23 protein-coding genes and 1 riboswitch are annotated in these 24,749 nt (G+C 40.3%); of the genes, 15 read left to right on the forward strand and 8 right to left on the reverse strand.

Features of this window, described 5'->3' with window-relative positions; all coding sequences use genetic code 11:
* Positions 1-5 precede the first annotated feature (5 nt).
* Genes rsxD through rsxA form a run of 4 tightly spaced genes read right to left on the reverse strand, consistent with a single transcriptional unit; the run spans position 6 to position 4,793 of the window.
* Positions 6-1,052 carry an electron transport complex subunit RsxD gene (gene rsxD / locus C9J41_RS03545; RefSeq protein WP_107259673.1) on the reverse strand — a complete coding sequence of 349 codons (1,047 nt, stop codon included), beginning with the start codon at positions 1,050-1,052 and terminating at the stop codon, positions 6-8.
* A gap of 2 nt (positions 1,053-1,054) precedes the next feature.
* On the reverse strand, positions 1,055-3,625 hold the full coding sequence (gene rsxC, locus C9J41_RS03550; RefSeq protein WP_107294233.1) for an electron transport complex subunit RsxC: 2,571 nt from the start codon (positions 3,623-3,625) through the stop codon (positions 1,055-1,057).
* Positions 3,626-3,627: 2 nt separating this feature from the next.
* Entirely contained in the window at positions 3,628-4,212 is a 585-nt protein-coding gene (gene rsxB, locus C9J41_RS03555) for an electron transport complex subunit RsxB (protein ID WP_105059814.1), read from the reverse strand.
* A complete protein-coding gene (gene rsxA, locus C9J41_RS03560) occupies positions 4,212-4,793 on the reverse strand; it encodes an electron transport complex subunit RsxA (RefSeq protein ID WP_045083337.1) in 582 nt (193 codons plus the stop codon). Before rsxA ends, rsxB begins: the two co-directional genes overlap by 1 nt.
* 395 nt (positions 4,794-5,188) lie before the next feature.
* Here rsxA and pepE point away from each other — a divergent pair, with 395 nt between their 5' ends.
* The 4 genes from pepE (at position 5,189) to C9J41_RS03580 (ending at position 11,320) form a co-directional block, all read left to right on the forward strand.
* The gene (pepE, locus tag C9J41_RS03565) at positions 5,189-5,926 is read left to right on the forward strand and encodes a dipeptidase PepE (protein WP_107245890.1); all 738 of its coding nucleotides are present in this window, start codon (positions 5,189-5,191) and stop codon (positions 5,924-5,926) included.
* A 1,161-nt stretch (positions 5,927-7,087) separates the two neighbouring features.
* Positions 7,088-9,115, forward strand: a complete 2,028-nt coding sequence (gene uvrB, locus C9J41_RS03570) for an excinuclease ABC subunit UvrB (RefSeq protein WP_107287149.1) — start codon at positions 7,088-7,090, stop codon at positions 9,113-9,115.
* Positions 9,116-9,517: 402 nt separating this feature from the next.
* Positions 9,518-10,960, forward strand: a complete 1,443-nt coding sequence (gene luxO / locus C9J41_RS03575; RefSeq protein WP_107206154.1) for a quorum-sensing sigma-54 dependent transcriptional regulator LuxO — start codon at positions 9,518-9,520, stop codon at positions 10,958-10,960.
* Positions 10,961-11,320, forward strand: coding sequence for an Hpt domain-containing protein (locus C9J41_RS03580; protein WP_107206155.1), 360 nt, complete (start codon positions 10,961-10,963; stop codon positions 11,318-11,320).
* On the opposite strand, the gene yvcK is transcribed toward C9J41_RS03580, so the two are convergent.
* The 3 genes from yvcK to C9J41_RS03595 form a co-directional block, all read right to left on the reverse strand.
* A complete protein-coding gene (yvcK, locus tag C9J41_RS03585) occupies positions 11,282-12,178 on the reverse strand; it encodes a uridine diphosphate-N-acetylglucosamine-binding protein YvcK (protein WP_107245893.1) in 897 nt (298 codons plus the stop codon). The two genes, C9J41_RS03580 and yvcK, sit on opposite strands and share 39 nt — an antisense overlap.
* A 106-nt stretch (positions 12,179-12,284) precedes the next feature.
* The gene (locus C9J41_RS03590) at positions 12,285-12,860 is read right to left on the reverse strand and encodes an LON peptidase substrate-binding domain-containing protein (RefSeq protein ID WP_107206157.1); all 576 of its coding nucleotides are present in this window, start codon (positions 12,858-12,860) and stop codon (positions 12,285-12,287) included.
* Between the two features lie 212 nt (positions 12,861-13,072).
* Complete coding sequence (locus C9J41_RS03595) at positions 13,073-13,300, reverse strand: hypothetical protein (protein ID WP_107206158.1); 228 nt, start codon at positions 13,298-13,300, stop codon at positions 13,073-13,075.
* 184 nt (positions 13,301-13,484) lie between these two features.
* Positions 13,485-13,653, forward strand: a riboswitch (molybdenum cofactor riboswitch).
* Here C9J41_RS03595 and moaA point away from each other — a divergent pair.
* From moaA to C9J41_RS21985, 11 genes are all read left to right on the forward strand, one after another.
* Complete coding sequence (gene moaA, locus C9J41_RS03600; protein WP_158259265.1) at positions 13,627-14,631, forward strand: GTP 3',8-cyclase MoaA; 1,005 nt, start codon at positions 13,627-13,629, stop codon at positions 14,629-14,631. Its footprint overlaps the riboswitch before it by 27 nt.
* Positions 14,632-14,721: 90 nt before the next feature.
* On the forward strand, positions 14,722-15,201 hold the full coding sequence (gene moaC, locus C9J41_RS03605) for a cyclic pyranopterin monophosphate synthase MoaC (protein ID WP_005368821.1): 480 nt from the start codon (positions 14,722-14,724) through the stop codon (positions 15,199-15,201).
* Positions 15,198-15,443 carry a molybdopterin synthase sulfur carrier subunit gene (gene moaD / locus C9J41_RS03610; protein ID WP_107206160.1) on the forward strand — a complete coding sequence of 82 codons (246 nt, stop codon included), beginning with the start codon at positions 15,198-15,200 and terminating at the stop codon, positions 15,441-15,443. Before moaC ends, moaD begins: the two co-directional genes overlap by 4 nt.
* A gap of 3 nt (positions 15,444-15,446) precedes the next feature.
* Complete coding sequence (gene moaE, locus C9J41_RS03615) at positions 15,447-15,890, forward strand: molybdopterin synthase catalytic subunit MoaE (protein WP_105059821.1); 444 nt, start codon at positions 15,447-15,449, stop codon at positions 15,888-15,890.
* A 530-nt stretch (positions 15,891-16,420) separates the two neighbouring features.
* Positions 16,421-16,585, forward strand: coding sequence for a hypothetical protein (locus C9J41_RS03620; protein WP_199187014.1), 165 nt, complete (start codon positions 16,421-16,423; stop codon positions 16,583-16,585).
* Between the two features lie 458 nt (positions 16,586-17,043).
* A complete protein-coding gene (locus C9J41_RS03625) occupies positions 17,044-18,675 on the forward strand; it encodes an ABC transporter substrate-binding protein (protein ID WP_107206162.1) in 1,632 nt (543 codons plus the stop codon).
* An 84-nt stretch (positions 18,676-18,759) separates the two neighbouring features.
* The gene (gene oppB, locus C9J41_RS03630; RefSeq protein ID WP_107206163.1) at positions 18,760-19,680 is read left to right on the forward strand and encodes an oligopeptide ABC transporter permease OppB; all 921 of its coding nucleotides are present in this window, start codon (positions 18,760-18,762) and stop codon (positions 19,678-19,680) included.
* A gap of 16 nt (positions 19,681-19,696) precedes the next feature.
* Positions 19,697-20,608 (forward strand): oligopeptide ABC transporter permease OppC, encoded by a 912-nt coding sequence (gene oppC / locus C9J41_RS03635; protein WP_107246055.1) that lies wholly within the window; start codon positions 19,697-19,699, stop codon positions 20,606-20,608.
* 76 nt (positions 20,609-20,684) lie between these two features.
* On the forward strand, positions 20,685-21,650 hold the full coding sequence (locus C9J41_RS03640) for an ABC transporter ATP-binding protein (protein ID WP_107206164.1): 966 nt from the start codon (positions 20,685-20,687) through the stop codon (positions 21,648-21,650).
* Positions 21,650-22,639 carry a murein tripeptide/oligopeptide ABC transporter ATP binding protein OppF gene (oppF, locus tag C9J41_RS03645; protein ID WP_107206165.1) on the forward strand — a complete coding sequence of 330 codons (990 nt, stop codon included), beginning with the start codon at positions 21,650-21,652 and terminating at the stop codon, positions 22,637-22,639. Before C9J41_RS03640 ends, oppF begins: the two co-directional genes overlap by 1 nt.
* A 382-nt stretch (positions 22,640-23,021) precedes the next feature.
* Positions 23,022-23,243, forward strand: a complete 222-nt coding sequence (locus C9J41_RS21985; RefSeq protein WP_255418311.1) for an OmpA family protein — start codon at positions 23,022-23,024, stop codon at positions 23,241-23,243.
* Between the two features lie 74 nt (positions 23,244-23,317).
* On the opposite strand, the gene purB is transcribed toward C9J41_RS21985, so the two are convergent.
* Positions 23,318-24,685, reverse strand: coding sequence for an adenylosuccinate lyase (gene purB, locus C9J41_RS03655; RefSeq protein ID WP_107206166.1), 1,368 nt, complete (start codon positions 24,683-24,685; stop codon positions 23,318-23,320).
* Positions 24,686-24,749: the final 64 nt, after the last annotated feature.

Genomic DNA, 24,749 nt, shown 5'->3' on the forward strand with positions numbered 1-24,749 from the left:
CTTAATTAGTGCCCGTAAGTACGAGGACGAGTGTAGTAATCAATAAGTGGTACACATAAGTTACCCAGTAAAACGGCAAAGGCAACGCCATCTGGGAAGCCACCCCATGTGCGGATCAGATAAATCATGACACCGATAAAGCCACCAAAAATTAAACGGCCTTTTACCGTCGTTGATGCTGTTACTGGATCGGTGGCAATAAAGAAAGCACCTAACATGGTTGCACCTGAGAATAGGTGCAACAACGGAGAGCCAGTCGTATCAGGATGAACAATGTAAACAAGGCTACTGATCACAAATAGTGACGTTAGCATAGCAACAGGGATATGCCATTGAATAACACGAAGCTTTAATAAGATTAAACCACCAACAAGGAAGCCCATGTTAATCCACTCCCAGCCAATACCTGCAATCGCGCCGTAAACAGGCTTTGTCATTGTTTCAGCCGTTGTAAACCCTGTGTGTAACGCTGTTTTTAGTGTATCTAGCGGTGTTGCCATCGTGTAACCATCAACTGACATTTTCAGTTGTGGAACACTAAATCCATCTTGAGTAAAGCCAGTAAAGATTGCATAAATACTATCCATAAAGTTAGCTGGTTGTGCACTCAATGATGCTGGTGGTAACCAGGTTGTCATCTGTACTGGGAATGAAATGAGCAGTACGACATAAGCAATCATCGCGGGGTTAAAGAGGTTTTGTCCCATACCGCCATAAAGGTGTTTTGCAATGACTATCGCAAAGAAAACACCAATAACAGTTAACCACCAAGGTGCTAATGGTGGGATTGATAAACCAATTAATACGCCAGTAAGCAGAGCTGTATTATCTCTTAAATAAGGTACAACAGGACGTTTACGCAGTTTTACAATAATCGCTTCAAATATGATTGCAGAAATAGATGCTAATACAATTTGGATCAGAGTACCGAAACCAAAGAAGTAGCATTGAGCAATAACGCCAAATACCGAGCATAATATAACTGTACGCATAATAGCGCTGGTGCTTCGGCGGTTATGGTCATGGGGTGAACTGGCAATATTAAACGCCACGGTTAATCTTCCTCAATGTTTTGTTGTTCTTTGGCGGCTTGTTGTGCCGCTTTTCTTGCTTTAGCGCGAGCGACAGCAGCAGCAACAGCAGCTTTTTTAGGATCAACGTTTTCAGCTTCAACTTCAGGTGTTGATTCAGCTTGTGCCTCTGCTTGTTGTGCGGCTTTTCTTGCTTTAGCGCGAGCGACGGCAGCAGCAACAGCGGCTTTTTTCGGATCAACGTTTTCAGCTTCAACTTCAGGTTCAGGTGCTGATTCAGCTTGTGCCTCTGCTTGTTGTGCGGCTTTTCTTGCTTTAGTGCGAGCGACGGCAGCAGCAACAGCGGCTTTTTTCGGATCAACGTTTTCAGCTTCAACTACAGGTTCAGGTGCTGATTCTGCTTGTGCTTCTGTTTGTTGTGCGGCTTTTCTTGCTTTAGCGCGAGCCACGGCAGCAGCAACAGCGGCTTTTTTCGGATCAACGTTTTCAGCTTCAACTACAGGTTCAGGTGCTGATTCTGCTTGTGCCTCTGCTTGTTGTGCGGCTTTTCTTGCTTTAGCACGAGCCACGGCAGCAGCAACAGCGGCTTTTTTCGGATCAACGTTTTCAGCTTCAACTATAGATTCAGGTGCTGATTCTGCTTGTGCTTCTGTTTGTTGTGCGGCTTTTCTTGCTTTAGCACGAGCGACGGCAGCAGCAACAGCGGCTTTTTTCGGATCAACGTTTTCAGCTTCAACTTCAGATTCTGGTGTTGATTCCGCTTGTGCCTCTGCTTGTTGTGCGGCTTTTCTTGCTTTAGCGCGGGCGACGGCAGCTGCGACAGCATCTTTTTTACTGTCATTTTCAGCAGCGGTTTGGTTATTTGCTGTAGCTTCTTTTTCAGCCTTACGTTCACGAGCTTGACGCTTACGCTCTTCACGTAATTTCGCCATTTCACTGTTATCTGGCAGGCTTTCTGAAGTTGCACCTTGTGCTGAAGCTGCTTGTTTTGCTTTTGCTTTTGCAATCGCAGCTGCAACAGCCGGTTTCACTTCTGCTGTATCTGCTTTAGCGGCTGCTGCTTGTTTGGCTTTTACGCGGGCAATAGCGGCAGCGACTGCATCATCACCCCCAGTTTTCGCCATTTCATCACGACGAGAATCAGCCGCTTTTTTAAAGCGGTTTTCACGTTCAGCCTTATCACGTTCCATGCGTGCTTGTTTGGCTTCAAAGCGTTGGCGAGCTCGTTCTGCATTCATTTCATCTTGGCTACGTGCCCAGATCTCAGCTTTTGCTTGGCGATAGTACTGAACAAGAGGGATCTCACTTGGACAGACATATGCACAAGCACCGCACTCAATACAATCTTGCAGATTATATTCTTCACACTTGTCGTAATTTTGATCCTTGGCGTACCACTGTAATTGCTGTGGGAGCAATGATGATGGGCATACATCCGCACAAGCAGAACAACGGATACATGCCATTTCATAGGTATGTAATGGGAGTTCTTTGCGTTTTGGTGCCAAAATACAGTTTGTTATTTTGGTGATCGGCACATTGGAATGTGGGAGTGTAAATCCCATTAACGATCCACCAATGATCACACGAGGATGTTTTTTATCGGCTTTATAGCCAAACTTATCTAACAAGTAGGCAATCGGCGTACCTAACATAGCAAAAACATTACCACGTTTCTTAAAGGCTTCACCGGTTAGCGTAACAACACGCTCAATCAGTGGTTCACCGTCGATAATGGCGCGTTTAATTGCAAAAGCAGTACCTATGTTTTGCATGATAACGCCAACAGAAGTTGAACGTGACTGACTTGGTACTTCTCTGCCTGTTAAAATTTTAACTAACTGCTTTGAGCTACCTGATGGATATTTTGTTGGTACAACACGGATCAGAATGTTGTCTGCTTCGGTGACATGCTGCTCAAGGGCTTTAATCGCTTCAGGTTTGTTATCTTCAATACCGATGATTGTTAGCTTTGGGCTAATAATATGGCGAAGAATACGAACCCCTTCGATCACTTCTTCAGCATAATCGCGCATGAGTCGGTCATCGGCAGTAATATATGGCTCACACTCAGCCGCGTTGATAATTAAAATATCAACATTACCTAAACCGCCTTGAAGTTTTCTTGCGGTAGGGAAACCAGCACCACCTAATCCAGCGATACCACTCAAACGGATTGTTTCGATCAGTTCTGCGGGATCACGATCTTGATAATCGGCATAGGTTTTTTTCTCTCCCCAAGTATCGGTGTGATCTGGGTGAAGAACGATACATAAATCGCTTAAACCTGAAGGGTGAGCAGTCGTACGTTGTTCAATGGCTATTACTGTACCAGATGTAGGCGCATGAACAGGGACACACATTGCAATGTCACCTTGTGTTAGAGCTTGACCTTTTTGTACTTTGTCACCAACAGCAACAATAATGTCACCTTTAGAACCAATATGCTGCTTAAGTGGTAAAACGAGTTCTTGTGGAATGCCAGCACTAACGATAGGTGCTTGATTTGAGATTTTTTTATTTTCAGCGGGATGAATACCGCCGTGGAAATCCCACAACTTACCTTGTTTAATTTGCTCAATGATAGATAGCATAACTACGACTCTACCTTTTCTGTACTCGGTGCATCACTGATATTTACGATTGGAATTTGGTTTAGTTGCCATTTCCAATTATCAGGCGTTTCTTTAACTGGGATCATTTCGATACAGTCAGTAGGGCAGGGAGCAACACAGAGATCGCAACCTGTACATTCGTCTTTGATAACCGTATGCATAGATTTAGTGCCGCCAACAATGGCATCGACAGGGCACGCTTGAATACATTTAGTACAGCCAATGCACATATCTTCATGAATAAATGCGACTTTTTTAATGTTTTCTTCTGTACCTTGGGTTGAATCAGGAACATCAACACCCATCAAGTCAGCTAATTTTTCAATAGTAACTTGACCGCCTGGAGGACACTTATTGATCACATCGCCATTGGCAATCGCTTCTGCGTAAGGGCGACAGCCAGGATAGCCACATTGACCACATTGGGTTTGCGGAAGAATACTGTCGATTTGTTCAACAATAGGATCGGCTTCAACTTTAAATTTAACCGAAGCAAAACCAAGAATTAGTCCGAAAATGGCAGCCAGAATAACGATGGCAATGACTGCGATAAGGATCCCACTCATTACAATTTCACCAATCCAGTAAAGCCCATAAATGCAAGAGACATCAGCCCTGCGGTGATCATCGCAATGGATGCGCCTTTGAATGGCTCAGGTACATCAGCGGCAGCAATACGCTCACGCATAGAAGCAAATAAAACAAGCACAAGTGAGAAACCCACTGCAGCACCAAAACCATAAATAACGGATTCAATAAAGTTATGACGCTCATTTACGTTTAATAAGGCGACACCTAACACCGCACAGTTAGTGGTGATAAGTGGTAAGAAAATACCTAATAAACGATAAAGCGTTGGGCTTGTTTTATGTACGACCATTTCTGTGAATTGCACAACAACGGCAATGACTAGAATAAAGCTTAGTGTGCGTAGGTACTGAATCCCTAATGGATCCAAAATGTAAGTTTCAACAAGATAAGCACAAACAGAAGCAAGCGTCAGCACAAAAGTGGTTGCTAAGCCCATTCCAATAGCTGTTTCTAATTTTTTAGATACGCCCATAAATGGACATAAGCCTAAAAATTTAACGAGTACAAAGTTGTTAACCAACACAGTACCAATAAGTAATAGGAGGTATTCAGTCATACCGGCTTCATTATTATTAAAAGAGATCTAAACATTATCTGATTTTGTTGCCGTTATAACAACTCCTGTGGTGTAGGGTTTTAGTGATTATTGTGTTTTTCATAAAGATAGATCATGAAATATAAGTTTTTAATTTAGTTACTACGGCTTTGTTTAGCTGTGCGATCAAAAAACACCCACTGCATATGACGTAGAAGTTATCAGTTTTTGGTTTTGTGTTTATTAATTGTTATTTGACTGTATGCCTTAGCCAGAAAGCTTGTGATGATGAGTTAAGTTTTCGCAAAATATGTTTGGATAGCTTGTAAAGCCGTTTTAAACCTCGTTTTATGTAAGGGCACTTGTGATCATCGTGTGAGATGATGGCATCATTGAATGAGCATAGGATAGATGTGATGGATATTTTATTATTGAGTAACGGTAAAATTGCAGGTAATACCCATGTAATGGAATTTGCGGGTGATGCAATTGTTGAGCAAGTTAAGCGAACTGGCGCTAAACATTTTCTTGTTATTCCTTATGCTGTGATTCGATCGAGTCATGATGATCGTGTGGCGATGGTACAAGCGACATTTGATCGTTTAGGTATTGATTGTGTTGCAACAGGTATTCATCAAGCAGCCGATCCAGTTAAAGCCATTGAGGAAGCTGAAGGAATTATTGTAAGTGGTGGTAATACATGGGTTTTAAATAAAAAACTTCATGACTTAGGTTTAGTTGGACCGTTACGTAAGGCGGTATTAGCGAAAGGTATTCCCTATATTGGTTGGAGTGCAGGTACCAATATTGGTTGCCCAACTATTCGTACCACTAACGATATGCCGATTGTCACCAGTGCAGTGCTAAGCTCACTTAACTTTGTTCCTTTCCAAATAAACCCGCATTATCTAGAAGCGTCGGTTGAAGGTCATATGGGAGAAACCCGTGATGAGCGTATTCAAGAGTTTTTAGAAGTGAATAAGCATGAGCCGGTTGTGGGGATTCCAGAAGGAACATGGCTGCAGTTATTAGATGGAAAGTTAAGCTACCACACAGCAAATGGTAAGCCATTAAAGCTATTCCAGTATGGCGTTGAGCCTGTTTATTTTGAGGAAGGGCAAGATATTCAATTTATGATGGAATATAGCTGTTAATACATCAGACAATATTCTACTAAAGAAAAGCCAGCGTTATGCTGGTTTTTTTATAGTGGTTATGTGGAAGGCTTTCATTTTACAAAATTGCTCCCAGATGCTTATAAAATAATGCTTGATTTTTAGAATAGTAGATTTGACCAGTGTTTAACTTAGTTATCCACAAAAACTGTGGATAAGTGTGTTGATTTCATCTTGTAAACGTATTGGAGAGTGGTAGTTTGCATTCATCACTTTGTTATGTTTGAGAGGGATGATGATAAAAAGGTACTAATTTCAAATACTATTATTGACTAGATGCATATCTATAAGAGCCATTGTTAAGCAGACAGATATTACTGATGGTTGCTTTTCATTGAGCTAAAAAATTGAACAGAATAGGTATAAGCTGTGGATGTAAACGTTAATGATTAATTGTTTTTTAAAGGTTAACGGTATAAAGCTTAGATGTTTCTTTGAAGGGGAGAGCATAATACGTGTTACAACATGGTCGGTCAATTGATCTGGATTCATTTTTCTGCTTTATATTAATATTTAGGTAATAATTTCATAAAAAGAGATAAAAAAAATCATATATTTTTTAATTTTTTTGCTCATTGTGAAATTCACCATTTAATAATATTAAATACAATATTGTTATTAATTAATGAGTTATGGTTTTATTTCTGCGGTGGTAAACATCAATATTCTGAAATTCAGAACGACATATAATCCTGGCTTATTTATCCTTCATTTATATTCACGTGGTAACTTTTACCTTGCCCGCCCTTCGCTTTATGATTCATTCCACATTAAGTTCCTGGATTCGAGTCAGGCATTTAAACTTATGATTTAAGATAAGGGTACTTAATGCCTACACGTCAAATTTAGCTTAACGTTTTGCTTATAAGTTGAGTTAGCTTTTTACAATATAATGTTGTTTGCTTCAATATTAGTTAGTTAAGATCCAAAGGGGGCTATTTACAGACTGTTGTAAATAGTTGTGGTCTTTTATTCTGTGAGTCATGTTTGGTGTTCAAACTCTTAGTATTCACTTAACTAATATTGAAGCTATTTTTTTATCTGCAATTTAGTTTCTTCATCGCAAGTATTTCCAGTAGTTGACATTACTAATGGTCTATCCACAATGTAAACAGTAATTTATTGCTGGATATGTAATTTATGAGCGACTTATTTTCTCTTGCTTCTGAATATTCACCATCAGGCGATCAACCTACCGCTATTGCTCAATTGGTTGATGGTTTAGATTCAGGACTAGCGCACCAAACGTTACTTGGCGTAACAGGTTCAGGTAAAACTTTTACCGTGGCTAATGTTATTGCCCAAGCTAATCGACCGACTTTGATCCTTGCACCAAATAAAACGTTGGCAGCACAGTTATATGGTGAGATGAAAGAGTTCTTTCCAAATAGTGCTGTAGAATACTTTGTATCCTACTATGACTATTACCAGCCCGAAGCGTATGTGCCTACAACGGACACATTCATTGAAAAGGATGCGTCGGTTAATGCGCATATTGAGCAGATGCGACTATCAGCAACCAAAGCATTAATGGAACGACGCGATGTTATTATTATCGCTTCTGTGTCTGCGATCTATGGTTTGGGTGATCCTGATTCTTACCTAAAAATGATGCTACATGTTCGGCGTGGTGATTTTCTTGATCAGCGTGACATTCTTCGTCGTCTGGCTGAGTTGCAATATACCCGTAATGATATGGCCTTTGAGCGCGGTACTTTTCGAGTTCGTGGGGAAGTGATTGATATTTTCCCTGCAGAGTCAGAAAAAGAAGCGATTCGTCTTGAGTTATTTGATGATGAAGTGGAATGTATTTCATCCTTTGATCCCCTGACTGGCAGTATCACGCATCGTGATATGCCGCGTACTACTATTTACCCTAAAACACACTATGTGACGCCACGAGAGAAAATCTTAGACGCGATTGAAGGGATAAAAAAAGAACTGGTTTTGCGCAAAGAGCAGTTTTTAGGAAACAATAAACTCGTCGAAGAGCAGAGAATTAGTCAGCGCACACAATTCGATATTGAAATGATGAATGAGCTAGGTTTTTGCTCTGGTATTGAAAACTACTCACGTTATCTTAGTGGGCGTGCTGAGGGTGAGCCACCACCAACATTGTTTGATTACTTACCTGCTGATGGCTTACTGATCATTGATGAATCACACGTAACTGTGTCGCAAATTGGCGCGATGTACCGTGGTGATCGCTCTCGTAAGGAAAACTTAGTTGAATATGGATTCCGTCTTCCTTCTGCGCTTGATAACCGACCGATGAAGTTTGAAGAGTTTGAATCGTTAGCGCCTCAAACGATTTATGTGTCAGCCACACCGGGTAATTATGAGATTGAAAAGTCGGGTAATGATATAGCAGAGCAGGTGGTACGCCCAACGGGATTACTTGATCCTGAAATTGAAGTACGCCCTGTTGGTACACAAGTGGATGATTTGCTTTCTGAAATACATATTAGAGAGAAAAAAGGTGAGCGAGTATTAGTTACAACCCTTACTAAGCGTATGGCAGAAGATCTCACTGAGTACCTTACAGAGCATGGTGTGAAGGTGCGTTACTTACACTCTGATATTGATACCGTAGAGCGGGTGGAAATTATTCGCGATTTACGATTAGGTGAGTTTGATGTGCTAGTGGGCATTAACTTATTGCGCGAAGGGTTAGACATGCCCGAAGTGTCATTAGTTGCGATTCTAGACGCTGATAAAGAAGGTTTTTTACGATCTGAACGTTCATTAATACAGACGATTGGTCGAGCTGCTCGTAATATAGAGGGTAGAGCGATTCTGTATGGTGACCGTATTACGGGTTCAATGGCGCGTGCAATTAACGAAACCCAGCGACGTCGTGAAAAGCAAATTGAATATAACCTTGAGCACGGTATTACACCTCAAAAGTTGAATAAGAAAATTGGTGACATTCTTGAATTAGGCGCTCCAAGTTCACGAGGAAAGTCGCGAAATAAAGCGGCAGATCTTCACAAAGTGGCAGAAAGCAAAGGAACGTATTCAGCGCTTTCGCCACAAGAGCTCGAATCACAAATTCAAGTACTGGAAAAACAAATGTACGACTTTGCACAAAATCTTGAATTTGAACAAGCGGCAGAAACACGCGATAAGATCCATAAACTAAGGCAGCAATTTATCGCCAATAGTTAATTGGTTATTGGCTATTTTTCTTGTGGATCTTGAATTTTAGGTAAAAAAAAGCCAACCGATAAAAAAGGTTCGGTTGGCGTCATTGTTTTAGTGAAAAAAATCCACAAACAACGTCAGTTGGCTAGGTTGACTCTTAAATTAAGAGTCACGTTATATAAAGCATGTAGTGTGCCAACTTTTAAAAGTCGTATTTTTTTATACAATCCAGCGTGTTTTCTGTCTTTGGGTAGCACTTATTTGCTTGCGCCACAGCACAAATAAAAACAAATATTCGCAATTTGCGAATCAATTTGCGAGTCAATATGAGATAATTGAAAAAAAAGAAATCTATCCCCCATATTTTTTTCTATTGATTACAATTAGTTTAAGGGGCTTGTTTTAGGAGGAGCAATGGAGAGCAGAATGCAGCAACGCCAAGTATTAATGGTTGAAGATACAGCGTCAGTTGCGGCCTTGTACAAATCTTACTTAAACCCTCTTGGACTTAATGTAAGCATTGTTGGTACAGGGAAGGAAGCACTGAGCTTTATTCAAGATATAATTCCTGATCTAATTTTATTAGATCTCCGTTTACCTGATATGACGGGAATGGAAGTGCTTGAACGTGTGAGAAAAGAGCACGGTAATGTTCCTGTTGTAATAATGACTGCACATGGTTCGATTGATATAGCGGTTGAAGCTATTCGTTATGGCGCACAAGACTTTTTAATTAAACCTTGTGAGGCTGATCGATTACGAATTACGGTAAACAAAGCGCTTAAAGCCGAAAGTAAATCGAATACCAGTACTCAATCCAAGCAATCAGATGGAGCACAATACCAAGGATTTATTGGTAATAGTTTACCAATGCAGGCGGTATATCGCGTTATTGAATCTGCAGCTTCAAGTAAAGCGACGGTATTTATCACGGGTGAAAGTGGTACGGGTAAAGAAGTGTGTGCAGAAGCGATTCATGCAGCCAGCCCACGTCATGATAAACCGTTTATTGCTCTAAACTGTGCTGCTATACCTAAAGATCTCATTGAAAGTGAATTGTTTGGCCATGTAAAAGGTGCCTTTACAGGAGCTTCAACGGAGCGACAAGGTGCCGTTGAAATGGCACATCATGGTACGCTAATGCTTGATGAGCTATGCGAAATGGATCTTGATTTGCAAAGTAAATTGCTACGATTTATTCAAACTGGAACCTATCAAAAAGTCGGCTCATCAAAAATGAGTAGTGTTGATGTCCGTTTTGTTTGTGCAACTAACCGAAACCCTTGGGAGGAAGTGCAAGAAGGCAGATTTCGAGAAGATCTTTACTACCGTTTACATGTTATTCCTATCTCTTTACCGCCGTTACGGGAGCGTGGCGGAGATATTATAGAGATTGCTCATGCATTATTAGGTTTGATGTCGTTGGAAGAAGGTAAAAGCTTTAGTCGTTTTTCTGAGCCAGTTTTACGGTTATTTGAGTCCTACTCTTGGCCTGGTAATGTACGTGAATTACAAAATGTGATCCGTAATATTGTGGTTTTAAATACTGATGATGAAGTCAAACTTGAAATGGTTCCGCCGCCTATTAATTCAATTAACGGTGTAGAAATTGCATCTTATCCTAAGGCTCTACCTGAGAAAGTACAGAGAGAAAGCCTTGCTGATGAATCTATTTATTCACATGATCATCATAAAAATAAAATTGAGCCGCTCTGGGTTGTAGAAAAAAGAGCGATACAATGGGCGATTGATGCTTGCGATGGCAATATTCCAAGAGCCGCAGGCTTACTAGAAGTCAGTCCATCAACGATATATCGTAAATTGCAATCTTGGCAAGACACTAATACCAGTGCTAGGGAGATGGATTAAATGCCAACAACGATAAATTCTGAGACAATTAAACGCCTTGCTGATGAAGTTGGTGAGGACACCGTGTCATTGCTATTAAATGTTTTCAGTGATGAATTAGAACAGTATTCAAAGCAATTATCGGCACATCCTTCCGTTGATCAAATTGGCGAAATTAGCCATGCAATAAAAAGTAGCGCCGCAAGTTTTGGCGCGGACGATTTAGCATTAATGGCACAAGAATGTGAATATCGAGTAAAACAAGGACAAGATGATTGGATGATTGACCATTTGCCTGAATTTAGACAAATGGTCGAAGGTATGGTGGTTGAATATAAGCAACTAGCAGGAAACAATGAGCTTATCAACCGCATGCTTTAACTTGTCTCGGTCATGTCTCCACTCATGATTACTGGATGCAAGATCTTCAATTTGCAGATTAAATTTATTGTTTAAATCTGTATGAAGTTTATCGGTCAAGATTGTATCTATCTTGCGTCCATTCATTGCTCTTTCACACCAATGTAACATGGTCTCTAGTGACATTTTCCCAGCAGGGCCATGTTCCTTATCTAGGTTAGTAATAAACACGATTTGTGCGTTACTGTTTTTTAACGCGATACCTAAATCACGTAACAGTAAGATAGGCATAACGCTTGTTAAGAAACTACCAGGGCCGAGTAATATCAAATCAGCTTGATTGATTGCGTTTAAAGCTTCTTTTGTTGCCGGCACTGCGGGCTCAAGATAAAGACGTTTAGGTACTTCTTGTAATTCATCAACACTGGTTTCACCATTTATAATCTCGCCACTGTAGGTAATGGCAGCGAGATCTGATGGGTGTTCTGACATTGGAATGATCTGAGTTTCAACATTTAGCATATCTCGGATCAGATTAATGGCATCAAGTGGGCGAATCGAGAGGTTATCTAATGCTGTAAGCATTAAGTTACCGAGGTTATGACCATTCAACTCACCATTACCTTTAAAACGGTATTCAAAAATCATCGAACCAATCGATGGCTCTGTAATTAATTGATTAATACAGTTACGCATATCGCCCCAAGCAATACCGCCTTGGCAAGCTCTAATACGACCCGTTGAACCACCATTATCGGTTGTTGCGACAATACCCGTTACTTTTGAACCGTAACAAGAAAGCGAGGATAAGATCCGTCCTAGGCCATGACCGCCACCGATGGCAACAATATTCTTTTTCAATTTATCTGCCTTAAGTATAGTGTTGGCTTTTTAATATTGCTTATAAGCGTTCAGGTTATCAAAAAATGTATTGTATTGCATTTTTTGCTGTGTAAATTACCTGTGGTATCTCACTTAAAATAGATTAGTGGCTTGTTTTAATCATACTCATTAAATAATCGTAAGTATTCAAACAGGTTGGCTTATTGAGTAAATGCTGCTTATCGATAGTAGGTAACGGTAATATTTCTAACCAACGTTGACATAACCAGCTGAGGTTATTGAAGTCTTTGGATTTGTATAGCTCATCAAGATCAGGGAATTTTTCAAACATTTTCTTCAGCCGAATCGCAAGTAATTGTTGCTCTTTATTGATTGCGATTTCTTCCCAGCAGGGTAAAGGCGTCGTTTCTCCCCAAAAAACACCATCGGTTGTTTGTTTTATCGACTGGATCTTAAAGTTATTATGACCTGAAACGGTGAGTTTTATAAACGGGGAGCCTTGCTCTTGGTTGAAATCATCAATCGTGACACGAGTACCGATATGAAATAAATGTTGAGCTTCCTTTCGATTGCTATACATACAAATACCTAACCCATCTTTTGAAGCGAGTGCCGCTTTCAAGGTAGGTGTTTGATCGACTGGCGAGATATAGATTTGCATCCGACCAGTAGGAAGAACATGGCGCTTTTGAAAAAGTAGCGGTAATACTTTAGCCATAAGGAACTCCATAGTAAGATTAGCAATGCCTAGCTATGTAGACAATGCAAAACTAATGCCGACTAAAAGTTAAGGCGTTCACGTGGCTTTGTCATTGAGTTCATGAGCTTTTAATCAAAGTGTGTCTGCTTTTGACTTAATTTTAAGTTAATCAAGCTTAATGTTGATTGCAGTTTGAAAATCAACATTTGCAAAATAACATTAGTTCAGTGTCATTTTTGACGCTCAATTATTGATAATGCCGTGTCGGTAGGAAGCAGTTCTAAATGCCCTAACTCATCAAAATACCAACCTTTTATGAGCCCTTTATCACGCATATCTATAAAACCATCAATGACTTGCTGAGCAGCATTTTGTGCTGACTCTGCATCAATACCGTCTTCTCGCTGTAAATAGAGAGCGATATCTTCGATTGAAGCCGATTCCATTATATTTGCCATAATACCCTCACTTTTATTGGTAAATTGTGGCTTAAATTATTAACTAGTATTGTCGTGATCTTACTCGAAAGGTAGAATACAGAGTGTTTTTTTCCAATATTTGTCAAATACGGAAAAACTCTGATACTTTTATATTAAGAAATGCTGTTGTGTAATATTATTTCAAGGAATGATTTGCTTTGCATAACTGCCATAACTCCGAGCATTTTTCACTAAGTTACTAAGTGATGTTGGACATTATATATACGTCCAAAAGTTGATAGGTGATTAATGCCAGTGACGATTTGTCACCAGGGTTTATTTAGAAATGAATTGACCTCCCGTATTTGGAAAGGTGTTCCGTGGCGAAACAATTAGAAGATAGTTTCCATCGTAAGTTTTACTACTTGCGACTCTCTGTTACAGATGTCTGTAACTTCAAATGTACCTATTGCTTGCCAGATGGCTATCATCCAACAGAAAAGAAAAAACCTTCTTTTCTAACATTGGATGAGATTCAGCGAGTTGCATCAGCGTTTGCTGAGTGTGGCACCAGTAAAATACGTATCACAGGTGGTGAGCCGAGTTTACGTCGTGATTTTACTGATATCATCAAAACGGTAGCTGAAATTCCTGGGATCAATAAAGTAGCGACAACCACTAATGGTTATCGTATGGCTAAGCACGTCCACGAATGGCGCGATGCTGGCTTAACGCATATCAATGTGAGTGTTGATAGTCTTGATCCTAAAATGTTTTATCAAATTACCGGTGAGAATATGTTCCATCAGGTAATGGATGGCATTGATGCGGCTTTTGATGCTGGCTTTGAGCAAGTTAAAATCAATACGGTACTTCTTAAAGACCTTAATTCACAAGAGTTACCTAAGTTTTTAGAGTGGATTAAAACTCGCCCAATTCAATTACGTTTTATTGAATTGATGCAAACTGGCGAAATGGACAGTCTTTTTCAAAATCATCACCTTTCAGGGGTGAGTATTCGTAATCATTTGATCGCTAATGGTTGGCTACTGAAAATAAAAGGTAGTAATGATGGCCCAGCACAAGTTTTTTGTCACCCCGATTATATGGGCGAAATTGGCTTGATCATGCCTTACGAAAAGAATTTCTGTCAAAGCTGCAACCGTTTACGAATTTCTGCGAAAGGTAAATTACATCTTTGTTTGTTTGGTGAACAAGGTGTTGAGTTGCGTGATTTACTGGCAAGTGATGATCAAAAAGAATTATTAATTGCACGTATTCAAGCAGGGCTAGGTGAAAAAGCGGTAAGCCATTTCTTGGATGAAGGCAAAACAGGTATGACGCCAAACCTAGCATCCATTGGCGGTTAATTCTGTCTACTTTTCCTAATTTTAGAGAACCTAGTTGAGATAAATATCTCTACTAGGCTTCGTATCGCTTCGTTGAGGAACGATTAAATAATGAATCAATTTACACACATTAATGCATCAGGTGAAGCCAACATGGTTGATGTTTCTGCTAAAGCGGAAACCGTTCGTGAAGCACGTGCAGAAGCTTTTGTTCATATGGCAGCAGAAACGTTAGAGCTGATTGTGTCAGGTCAGCATCATAAAGGTGATGTGTTCGCAACAGCGCGCATTGCTGGCATTCAAGCGGCCAAAAAAACATGGGATCTGATCCCACTTTGTCATCCGTTGCTACTTTCGAAAGTTGAAGTACAGTTAGAAGCGATTCCAGCTGAAAACAAAGTCCGTATTGAGTCTTGCTGTAAGCTAGCGGGTAAAACGGGTGTAGAGATGGAAGCATTAACTGCTGCTTCTGTTGCTGCATTAACGATTTATGATATGTGTAAAGCGGTACAAAAAGATATGGTGATTAGCCAAGTGCGTCTGCTAGAAAAAACAGGCGGTAAATCAGGTCACTTTAAGGTAGAAGCATGATTAAGGTTCTCTTTTTTGCTCAAGTAAAAGAGCTTGTAGGTACTGATAGCCTTGAAATTGATATGGTTTATTCTACAGCTGATGCGCTACGTGAAGCATTGGCAACACGTGGCGATAAATGGCAATTGGCATTAGAATCAGGCAAGTTACTTGTTGCTGTCAATCAAACTATTTGTTCACTAGATACGCCATTAACTGATGGTGATGAAGTCGCATTTTTTCCACCAGTAACAGGGGGATAAGTGATGATTTCTGTTCAGTTTGATGATTTCTCGGTTGCTGATGAATATGAAAAGTTAGCAGAAGGCACAGAAGCTGGTGCCGTTGTAACTTTTATCGGTAAAGTACGTGATTTTAATCAAGGTGATGCTGTGACGGGACTATCTTTAGAGCATTATCCTGGAATGACGGAAAAATCGCTTCAAGAGATCGTTGATCAAGCACACCAACGTTGGCCATTGCTTAAAACACGTGTCATTCACCGTGTAGGTGATTTGGCATTAGGTGATCAGATTGTGTTTGTGGGTGTAACAAGTGCCCACCGTGGCGCAGCTTTTGAAGCGTGTGAGTTCATCATGGATTTTTTAAAAACCCGTGCACCTTTTTGGAAAAAAGAACAAACACCAGAGCAAAGCCGTTGGGTGGATGCTCGAGAAACGGATACATCAGCCGCTGATCGCTGGAAATAGCAAATGAATATAAAGAAAGGAGCCGCAAGGCTCCTTTTTTTTACTTATAAAGCAGTAGATGGTTCTAGGTTATTGCGATTGATCATTCTTCTTGTTTTTATCACGTGTTATCACGCTAGATGGTACATAATTAGGGCGAAAACGTGATGGGCTTGGGCGTGACGCACAACCTACTGGTCTCATAGAATACTCTTTAAAATGGAATTAAGTGGGTTATTCTTTAATATTTTTTAAATAAAGCATAAATACTTTACATTAATAATATTACCCCTCTTTTTTATGTTTTGTATGTAAAATCATGGATAAACATGTCGATATAATAAAACTATCTATCAGTGAAATTGTTAATCATTTTTAGTTATTTAAAAATAAGAAATAAAGTTTTATGGCAGATTAGAGGCGAACTGTGTAGATGTGTGCCATATTTTAAATGCGGTTAGTTATTAAATAGAAATTAGTTGCTGGTGTTAGACCAAGCAAGATAAGTGGTAATTGAGGTCTACTGGCATAGCTTGACAGCGGAGGGTTCAATGAAGCACAGACGCGTATCTAATAAAAAAATGAAACAAATTATGCATGATATTGGTATGACAGATCAGCCAGAGGATAATGAGTCGCAATTGTTATTAGAGCAAAGAGAGCAATCAGTAAGTGACGATAAACAATTGATTCAGTTAGATAGCGAAAATAAGTAATTTCCCCATATTTCCTATAATAGTTGAATAAAAAAGCATCGATAGTATCGATGCTTTTTTGTGCGTGAAACAAAAATGTAAATATAATGTTGCTTTAGTGTTTAGTTTTTTAGGTTTCATAAGCTGCATTTTGGGTTTTTATTGAGTTTATTTACTGCTTATTTGGTTATATGTTGGTTTTATATAGTGTTATTTTCTATTTTTTGAGTGTTTATAGAAATGAAACGTTAATTACATTGTTATTAATAGTATTAAAAACTGATGAATAGTGATCTTATTAGCATAAAGAAGCTTTTAATTGTTAAAATATGGTAAATATATTTATATTCTGGTAACGTTTTGAATAATTCTTCGGTTTGATCGGCCTGTTTTAGGATAAAAACTAGCCAATAAAGCTATTTAGAGTAGCCAAATGAAGAACGTCACGGACGTAATAAACTGATGTATTGGAGTAATGCATGTACAAGAATAAAATCACTCAAGCACTCATGATGAGTGCAAGTTTTGCCGTAGCCGCCACTTCTTTTTCTTCTTTTGCGGCACAAGTACCCTCTGATGTAAAACTTGCTGATAAGCAAGAGCTTGTTCGCGGTAATGGAACCGAGCCAGAATCGCTAGATCCGCAAAAAGTATCAGGTGTACCTGAATCAAATGTTATTCGTGATTTACTTGAAGGGTTAGTAAACCAAGATAGTAAAGGTAACTTAGTACCAGGTGCCGCTAAGTCGTGGGATACAACAGATAATAAAACTTGGATCTTCCACCTTCGTGAAGATGCAAAATGGTCTAATGGTGATCCTGTTACGGCGGATGATTTTGTTTATACATGGCGCCGTTTAGCGGATCCAAAAACAGCATCTCCTTACGCGTCATATATTCAAATGACAACAATGGCAAACGCTGAAGATATCATTGCAGGGAAAAAACCAGCAGATACATTAGGCGTTGAAGCGGTTGATACACATACTTTAAAAGTAACATTGGATAAGCCAGTGTCTTACTTCGCATCCATGCTTGTTCATACTTCAATGAAACCTGTAAATCAAAAAGCAGTGGAAAAGTTTGGCGATGATTGGACGAAAGTAGGTAACTATGTATCTAACGGTGCATACAAGTTAGATAAGTGGGTGGTTAACGAGCGTATTGTACTGACTCGTAATGAGAATTACTGGGATAACAAAGATACCGTTATTAACAAAGTAACGTTCTTACCGATTGAAAACCAAGTTGCTGCAATGAACCGCTTCTTAGCGGGTGAGCTAGATATGACGTACGAAATGCCAAACGAGCACTTTAAACGTCTGCAAAAAGAATACCCACAAAATGTGAAAGTTACGCCATATCTATGTTCGTACTACTACGAATTTAATATGACACGTAAACCTTTTGATGATGCAAACGTACGTAAAGCACTGTCATATGCCATTGATCGTGATGTATTGGCGAAATTTATCGTAGGTAAAGGAGAAACGCCGGCTTACAACTTTACACCATTGGCAACCAATGGCTTAGACGTTGATATGCCTGAGTACTCGAAGCTTGATCCAAAGCAACGCTTAGCGAAAGCAAAAGAGTTATTGAAAGCGGCGGGTTACGACCAAAATAATCCTCTGAAATTTAGCCTGCTTTACAATACATCTGAAAACCACAAGAAAGTGGCTGTTGCGATAGCTTCAATGTGGAAAAAAGGCTTAGGCGTTAGTGCAACGCTAGAAAACCAAGAGTGGAAGAGCTACCTCGATGCTAAACGTCAGGGGAACTTTGATGTTTCACGTGCAGGCTGGTGTGGTGACTACAATGAAGCATCAACATTCCTAGCTATTATGCGAAGTGATCATTCACAAAACTACCCGAAATATTCAAGTGCTGATTACGATAAAGCGATTGATGATGCGGTACTAGCAACAACAGATGCACAGCGTTCTGCTGATTATAAACAAGCTGAAGCAAAACTTGCTGCAGATATGCCTATCATGCCTATCTACCATTATGTCAATGCGCGCTTGGTTAACCCTCAATTAGGCGGTTACCCAATGGAAAACCCAGAAGATAATATCTACTCAAAAGATATGTACTTCACAGCGAAATAATTCGCGCTAAATAAAAATAATAATATGCAGCCTTCGGGGAATGAAGGCTGCTTTTGCACTCACAGCAATTACACGGTAGCGTTTATGTTTAAATTCATAGCTAAACGGATTTTAGAAGCCATACCGACTTTATTGGTATTGATCACAATTTCTTTCTTCTTGATGCGCTTTGCACCAGGTAATCCTTTTTCAAGTGATCGTCCTCTTCCACCTGAGGTTATGGCAAATATCGAAGCGAAATACGGCTTAGATAAACCAGTTTTAGAGCAATACACCACCTATCTTGGCAATATTGTCCAAGGTGATTTTGGTCCGTCTTTTAAATACAAAGATTTCACTGTTAACGAGTTGGTGGCAAAAGCCTTACCTGTATCGGCAAAAATTGGCTTCTTCGCCTTTATTTTTGCGTTAGTGATGGGGGTAGCTGTTGGCACTATTGCGGCGTTGAAACAAAATACTTGGCTCGATTATACAATTATGTCGACAGCGATGGCGGGGGTGGTTATGCCGTCCTTCATTCTCGCACCGGTTCTTATCTACATATTCTCGATTAAGCTGCAGTGGCTACCTGCGGGTGGTTGGCAAGACGGCTCTACAAAATTTGTATTGCTACCGATGTTTGGTATGGCGCTTCTCTACGTCGCCACGTTTGCCCGTATTACTCGTGGTAGCATGATTGAAACGTTAAACAGTAACTTCATTCGTACTGCGCGTGCGAAAGGGTTAAGTTACCCTTACATCGTCATTAAACACGCTTTAAGGCCTGCACTTCTTCCTGTTGTTTCTTATATGGGGCCTGCTTTCGTTGGCATCATTACGGGTTCTGTCGTTATCGAAACCATTTTTGGTTTACCGGGTATTGGTAAGCTATTCGTAAATGCAGCGTTTAACCGTGATTATTCGTTAGTACTTGGTATTACTATTTTGATTGGTTCATTAACCATTATCTTTAACGCCATTGTGGATATTGTTCTCGCAACAATTGACCCTAAGATCCGTTACTAAGAGGCTAATAATTATGATGTTAATGAAAAAAGATAGTGTAGAAGCCTTAGAGAACTTTTCAGAAAACTTGGAAATTGAAGGCCGTAGTCTTTGGCAAGATGCGCGTGTGCGTTTCATGCGAAATAAAGCGGCAATGATTTCTTTAGCGATTTTATTGTTAATTACCTTTGCTGTTATTTTCGGTCCAATGTTTAGCCAGTATGCGTTTGATGATACTGACTGGTATGCGCTACATGCCGCGCCATCACTCGGTGCTGAAGGGCACTTTTTTGGTACTGATAGTTTAGGCCGTGACTTATATACTCGAACCCTGATTGGTGGGCGGATCTCACTGATGGTCGGTATTTTAGGTGCATTAGTCGCGGTGGTGATTGGTACGCTATATGGTGCCGCATCGGGATTCATAGGCGGTCGAACTGACCGTGTGATGATGCGTATTCTAGAGATTTTATATTCAATCCCATTTATGTTCTTCGTGATTGTTTTAGTGACGTTTTTTGGTCGTAACATCATGTTGATATTTATTGCGATTGGTGCCATTTCATGGCTCGACATGGCCCGTATTGTTCGCGGTCAAACCCTGTCTTTACGTGGTAAAGAGTTTATTGAAGCAGCCCATGTTTGTGGCGTGAGTCGCTGGCGTATTATCACTCGCCATATTGTGCCTAACGTCTTAGGTATTGTGGCGGTTTACTCAACGTTACTTGTTCCGTCAATGATTCTGACTGAATCTTTCCTTAGCTTCCTAGGCTTAGGGGTACAGGAACCAATGACAAGTTGGGGTGCTTTACTACAAGAAGGTTCACAAACAATGGAAGTGGCTATTTGGCAGTTGATATTCCCTGCAAGTTTCATGGTTGTGACACTGTTCTGTTTTAACTACGTGGGTGACGGCCTACGTGACGCATTGGATCCAAAAGATAGATAACTGGATGAAGCTGGTTGGCAACACATGCTGCTAGAACAATAAAGTTGATCAGCTTGCTTCATTATAAGGACGTAATATGAGCTTATTAGATGTAAAAGATCTGCGTGTCGAATTTACCACGCCTGACGGTATTGTTACTGCGGTTAACGATCTTAATTTCTCGCTGAACCTTGGAGAAACCTTGGGTATTGTAGGTGAATCAGGTTCAGGTAAAAGCCAAACCGTTTTTGCCATCATGGGGTTACTGGCGAAGAACGGTAAGATCAGTGGTAGTGCTAAATTTGAAGGTAATGAAATTTTAAATATGCCTGAAAAGGCGCTGAATAAAATTCGTGCAGAACAAATCGCGATGATTTTTCAAGACCCGATGACATCGCTAAATCCCTATATGAAAGTGAGCGATCAGCTCATGGAAGTATTAATGCTGCACAAAAACATGAGTAAGTCTGAAGCGTTTGAAGAGTCTGTTCGCATGTTGGATGCGGTTAAGATCCCAGAAGCACGTAAACGGATTGGCATGTACCCGCATGAATTTTCAGGCGGTATGCGCCAGCGTGTGATGATCGCAATGGCGTTATTATGTCGTCCTAAGTTGTTGATTGCTGATGAGCCGACAACAGCACTTGATGTAACCGTTCAAGCACAGATCATGGAATTACTGAATGATTTGAAGAAAGATTTTAATACTTCAATCATAATGATCACTCACGATCTTGGTGTCGTCGCGGGGAGCTGTGACAAAGTACTTGTGATGTATGCCGGTCGAACGATGGAATACGGTAAGATCAATGATATCTACTATCAACCAAGCCATCCTTATACCGAAGGTTTATTGCGTGCTATCCCTCGTTTAGATACTGAAGGGGAGGAGTTACCAACTATTCCTGGAAATCCGCCGAATTTATTACGTTTACCTACGGGGTGTCCATATCAAGATCGATGTCATCGTGTATCAGCACGTTGTAAACAAGAGTCGCCGATCTTAACTCCGTTCGATGATGGTCGTTTACGTGCGTGTTTTTCTGATATGAGGGCATGGTAATGAGCACAGAAAAGAAATTATTATTAGATGTAAATGATCTTAAAGTTCACTTCAACATTGCAGCAAAATCTGCTTGGCCATGGACACCGCCACTTAAATTAAAAGCCGTTGATGGCATTAATATCCGTATTTATGAAGGTGAAACACTCGGTGTAGTGGGTGAGTCTGGCTGTGGTAAATCCACTTTTGCTCGTGCTGTTATTGGTTTAGTTGAAGCAACGGATGGGCAAGTGGTCTGGCTTGGTCAAGATTTGACAAAGTTGAAGCGTGAAGCTTTGCGAGAGAAGCGTAAAGAAATTCAAATGATTTTTCAAGATCCATTAGCATCATTAAACCCACGTATGACGGTGGGTGAAATTATTGCAGAGCCATTAAAAGCGTTTTATCCAAAGCTTTCAGCTGATGATGTAAAGCAGCAAGTACAAGCGATGATGACTAAAGTGGGTTTATTACCTAACGTGATTAACCGTTATCCTCATGAATTTTCTGGCGGGCAGTGTCAACGTATTGGTATTGCGCGGGCATTGATCTTAAAACCTAAAATGATCATTTGTGACGAGCCGGTATCAGCACTTGATGTATCGATTCAGGCTCAGGTAGTTAATCTACTTAAATCACTACAAAAAGAGATGGGTCTTAGTTTGATTTTTATTGCTCATGATCTTTCGGTTGTGAAGCATATCTCTGATCGTGTGTTGGTGATGTACTTAGGTAATGCGGTTGAAATGGGGGAAAGTGAAGCCCTGTTTGCCGAGCCTCAGCACCCTTATACCAAGGCATTAATGTCTGCTGTGCCAATCCCAGATCCAGAATTGGAACGTAACAAGCATATCGAATTGCTTGAAGGGGATTTACCGTCACCAATGAACCCCCCTTCAGGCTGCGTATTTAGAACCCGTTGCCCAAATGCCACATCATTGTGTGCAGAGCAACAGCCGCAACTAAAAGGTAATGATGTTCATGCGGTGTCATGCTTACATGTAGCGTAAATTGTGTTTAATTACAAAAAGCGGCTTTCTATATAGAAGCCGTTTTTTTATTGGTAATTTTTCAGTTGCTCTGTGATGTTCTTATTTTGATACAGAATATACACAGCGCGTTTTAACGCATTGTTTACGCTTTCATTCTTTGTGACTTCAATGCAATCTGCCGTGATATTCTTCTGTACATTATGCTCGCAAACACGACGTTGATTGATAGTAATGAAAACCGATTGGCCATTAAATTTCAGTACTTAAACCGCAAGCAATAGCGGAAGATAAGAAAATATATTTGTCTTTGATCTCGCTAAAGCGGTTTTAAAATCAGAAGACATTAAATAGTTAGATGTTTTTTTTTACTAAAATTCAGTCACTTTAAGAAGATATTTTAATTACAGGTCATACCGATTATCAAGGGAGTGATAGCTATAATGAAGCTTTATCGCTGCGTCGTTCACATGCGATTGAAAGCTATATAAAAGTGCGAATTGATGAAAGTCATTATCAGTTTGAAGTGAAATATTTTGGTGAGAAGAATCCCATCGTGAAAGGACACTGCTTAAAAGCTAATGCATTGAACCGACGTGGTTTGGTGATGTTCACGGAAGTCTAATTGATAAATTCGAGATAAAGAAAAGGCGAGAAAGGTCACCCTTCTCGCCTTTTTTAATCCCGTTTAGAACGACATTATAGCTTGTCAGTTAGCTTAACAGCATCACCAATGTAGTTTGCTGGTGTTAGCTCTTTTAGACGTGCTTTTTCATGCTCAGGTAGGTCAAGACCATCGATGAATACACGCATACCTTCGCCATCAACACGCTTACCACGAGTTAGCTCTTTTAGCTTCTCGTATGGCTTTTCGATACCGTAACGACGCATTACTGTTTGTACAGGCTCTGCCAATACTTCCCAGTTCTTATCAAGCTCTGCTGCTAACGCATCAGCGTTAACTTCTAGCTTGCTAATGCCTTTCAGTGTTGATGTGTAAGCAATAATTGCATAACCACAACCTACCCCTAGGTTACGAAGTACTGTTGAGTCAGTTAGGTCGCGCTGCCAGCGAGAAACAGGCAGTTTTTGTGCTAGGTGACCGAAGATAGCATTCGCTAGGCCAAGGTTACCTTCAGAGTTTTCAAAGTCGATTGGGTTAACTTTGTGCGGCATGGTTGATGAACCGATTTCACCTGCAATCGTCTTCTGCTTGAAGTGACCTAGTGCAATGTAGCCCCAAACGTCACGGTCAAAGTCTAGAAGAATTGTGTTGAATCGTGCGAATGCATCGAATAGCTCTGCGATGTAATCGTGTGGTTCAATCTGTGTTGTGTAAGGGTTCCAAGTGATACCTAGAGAGGTCACGAACTCTTCACTGTATTGGTGCCAATCGATTTCAGGGTAAGCTGAAAGGTGAGCGTTGTAGTTACCTACAGCGCCGTTGATCTTACCAAGAATTTCAACGTTTTCGATTTGCTTGTATTGACGTTCCATACGATACGCCACGTTAGCCATTTCTTTACCCATTGTAGATGGAGAAGCTGGCTGACCGTGAGTACGAGTAAGCATTGGAATATCACGGAATTGATTTGCTAGATCTTTGATCGCATCAATCACGTTACGTACTTCTGGTAGCATCACTTTTTCACGTGCTTCTGTCAGCATAAGCGCGTGAGAAAGGTTGTTAATATCTTCTGAAGTACATGCAAAGTGGATGAATTCGTTAACAGCGTGAAGCTCTGGCACTTCAGCTACTTTTTCTTTTAAGAAGTATTCAACCGCTTTAACATCGTGGTTTGTTGTACGCTCAATCGTTTTAATGCGTAATGCATCTTCTTCACTAAACTCAGCGGCAACACGATCTAAGAATGCGTTAGCTTCAGGGCTGAATGCAGGAACTTCCACAATAGCGTCAGTAGCGGCTAATTTTTGTAACCAACGGATTTCAACGATTGTGCGGTACTTTAGCAGACCAAATTCACTGAAAATGCTGCGTAGTGCGCTTGTTTTACTTCCGTATCGGCCATCTACTGGGGAAACAGCAGTCAATGCTGACAGTTCCATATTGGGTCTCTCCTGATTTATAAGGGTTAAAACAATTTGTTCATCTAGCTAAGGGATTAGCCAA

It is taken from the genome of Photobacterium sp. GB-50, assembly GCF_003026755.1.
GTDB lineage: Bacteria > Pseudomonadota > Gammaproteobacteria > Enterobacterales > Vibrionaceae > Photobacterium.

What these genes read in the sequence shown, in the direction of transcription:
- C9J41_RS03620 (WP_199187014.1), top strand. Translation starts at nt 16,421, where the DNA reads ATGAAGCACAGACGCGTATCTAATAAAAAAATGAAACAAATTATGCAT.
- oppB (WP_107206163.1), top strand. Translation starts at nt 18,760, where the DNA reads ATGTTTAAATTCATAGCTAAACGGATTTTAGAAGCCATACCGACTTTA.
- oppF (WP_107206165.1), top strand. Translation starts at nt 21,650, where the DNA reads ATGAGCACAGAAAAGAAATTATTATTAGATGTAAATGATCTTAAAGTT.
- C9J41_RS03595 (WP_107206158.1), bottom strand. Translation starts at nt 13,300, where the DNA reads ATGGCAAATATAATGGAATCGGCTTCAATCGAAGATATCGCTCTCTAT.
- C9J41_RS03590 (WP_107206157.1), bottom strand. Translation starts at nt 12,860, where the DNA reads ATGGCTAAAGTATTACCGCTACTTTTTCAAAAGCGCCATGTTCTTCCT.
- oppC (WP_107246055.1), top strand. Translation starts at nt 19,697, where the DNA reads ATGTTAATGAAAAAAGATAGTGTAGAAGCCTTAGAGAACTTTTCAGAA.
- pepE (WP_107245890.1), top strand. Translation starts at nt 5,189, where the DNA reads ATGGATATTTTATTATTGAGTAACGGTAAAATTGCAGGTAATACCCAT.
- moaD (WP_107206160.1), top strand. Translation starts at nt 15,198, where the DNA reads ATGATTAAGGTTCTCTTTTTTGCTCAAGTAAAAGAGCTTGTAGGTACT.
- C9J41_RS03625 (WP_107206162.1), top strand. Translation starts at nt 17,044, where the DNA reads ATGTACAAGAATAAAATCACTCAAGCACTCATGATGAGTGCAAGTTTT.
- moaE (WP_105059821.1), top strand. Translation starts at nt 15,447, where the DNA reads ATGATTTCTGTTCAGTTTGATGATTTCTCGGTTGCTGATGAATATGAA.
- purB (WP_107206166.1), bottom strand. Translation starts at nt 24,685, where the DNA reads ATGGAACTGTCAGCATTGACTGCTGTTTCCCCAGTAGATGGCCGATAC.
- rsxC (WP_107294233.1), bottom strand. Translation starts at nt 3,625, where the DNA reads ATGCTATCTATCATTGAGCAAATTAAACAAGGTAAGTTGTGGGATTTC.
- rsxB (WP_105059814.1), bottom strand. Translation starts at nt 4,212, where the DNA reads ATGAGTGGGATCCTTATCGCAGTCATTGCCATCGTTATTCTGGCTGCC.
- C9J41_RS03580 (WP_107206155.1), top strand. Translation starts at nt 10,961, where the DNA reads ATGCCAACAACGATAAATTCTGAGACAATTAAACGCCTTGCTGATGAA.
- luxO (WP_107206154.1), top strand. Translation starts at nt 9,518, where the DNA reads ATGCAGCAACGCCAAGTATTAATGGTTGAAGATACAGCGTCAGTTGCG.
- C9J41_RS03640 (WP_107206164.1), top strand. Translation starts at nt 20,685, where the DNA reads ATGAGCTTATTAGATGTAAAAGATCTGCGTGTCGAATTTACCACGCCT.
- moaC (WP_005368821.1), top strand. Translation starts at nt 14,722, where the DNA reads ATGAATCAATTTACACACATTAATGCATCAGGTGAAGCCAACATGGTT.
- rsxA (WP_045083337.1), bottom strand. Translation starts at nt 4,793, where the DNA reads ATGACTGAATACCTCCTATTACTTATTGGTACTGTGTTGGTTAACAAC.
- uvrB (WP_107287149.1), top strand. Translation starts at nt 7,088, where the DNA reads ATGAGCGACTTATTTTCTCTTGCTTCTGAATATTCACCATCAGGCGAT.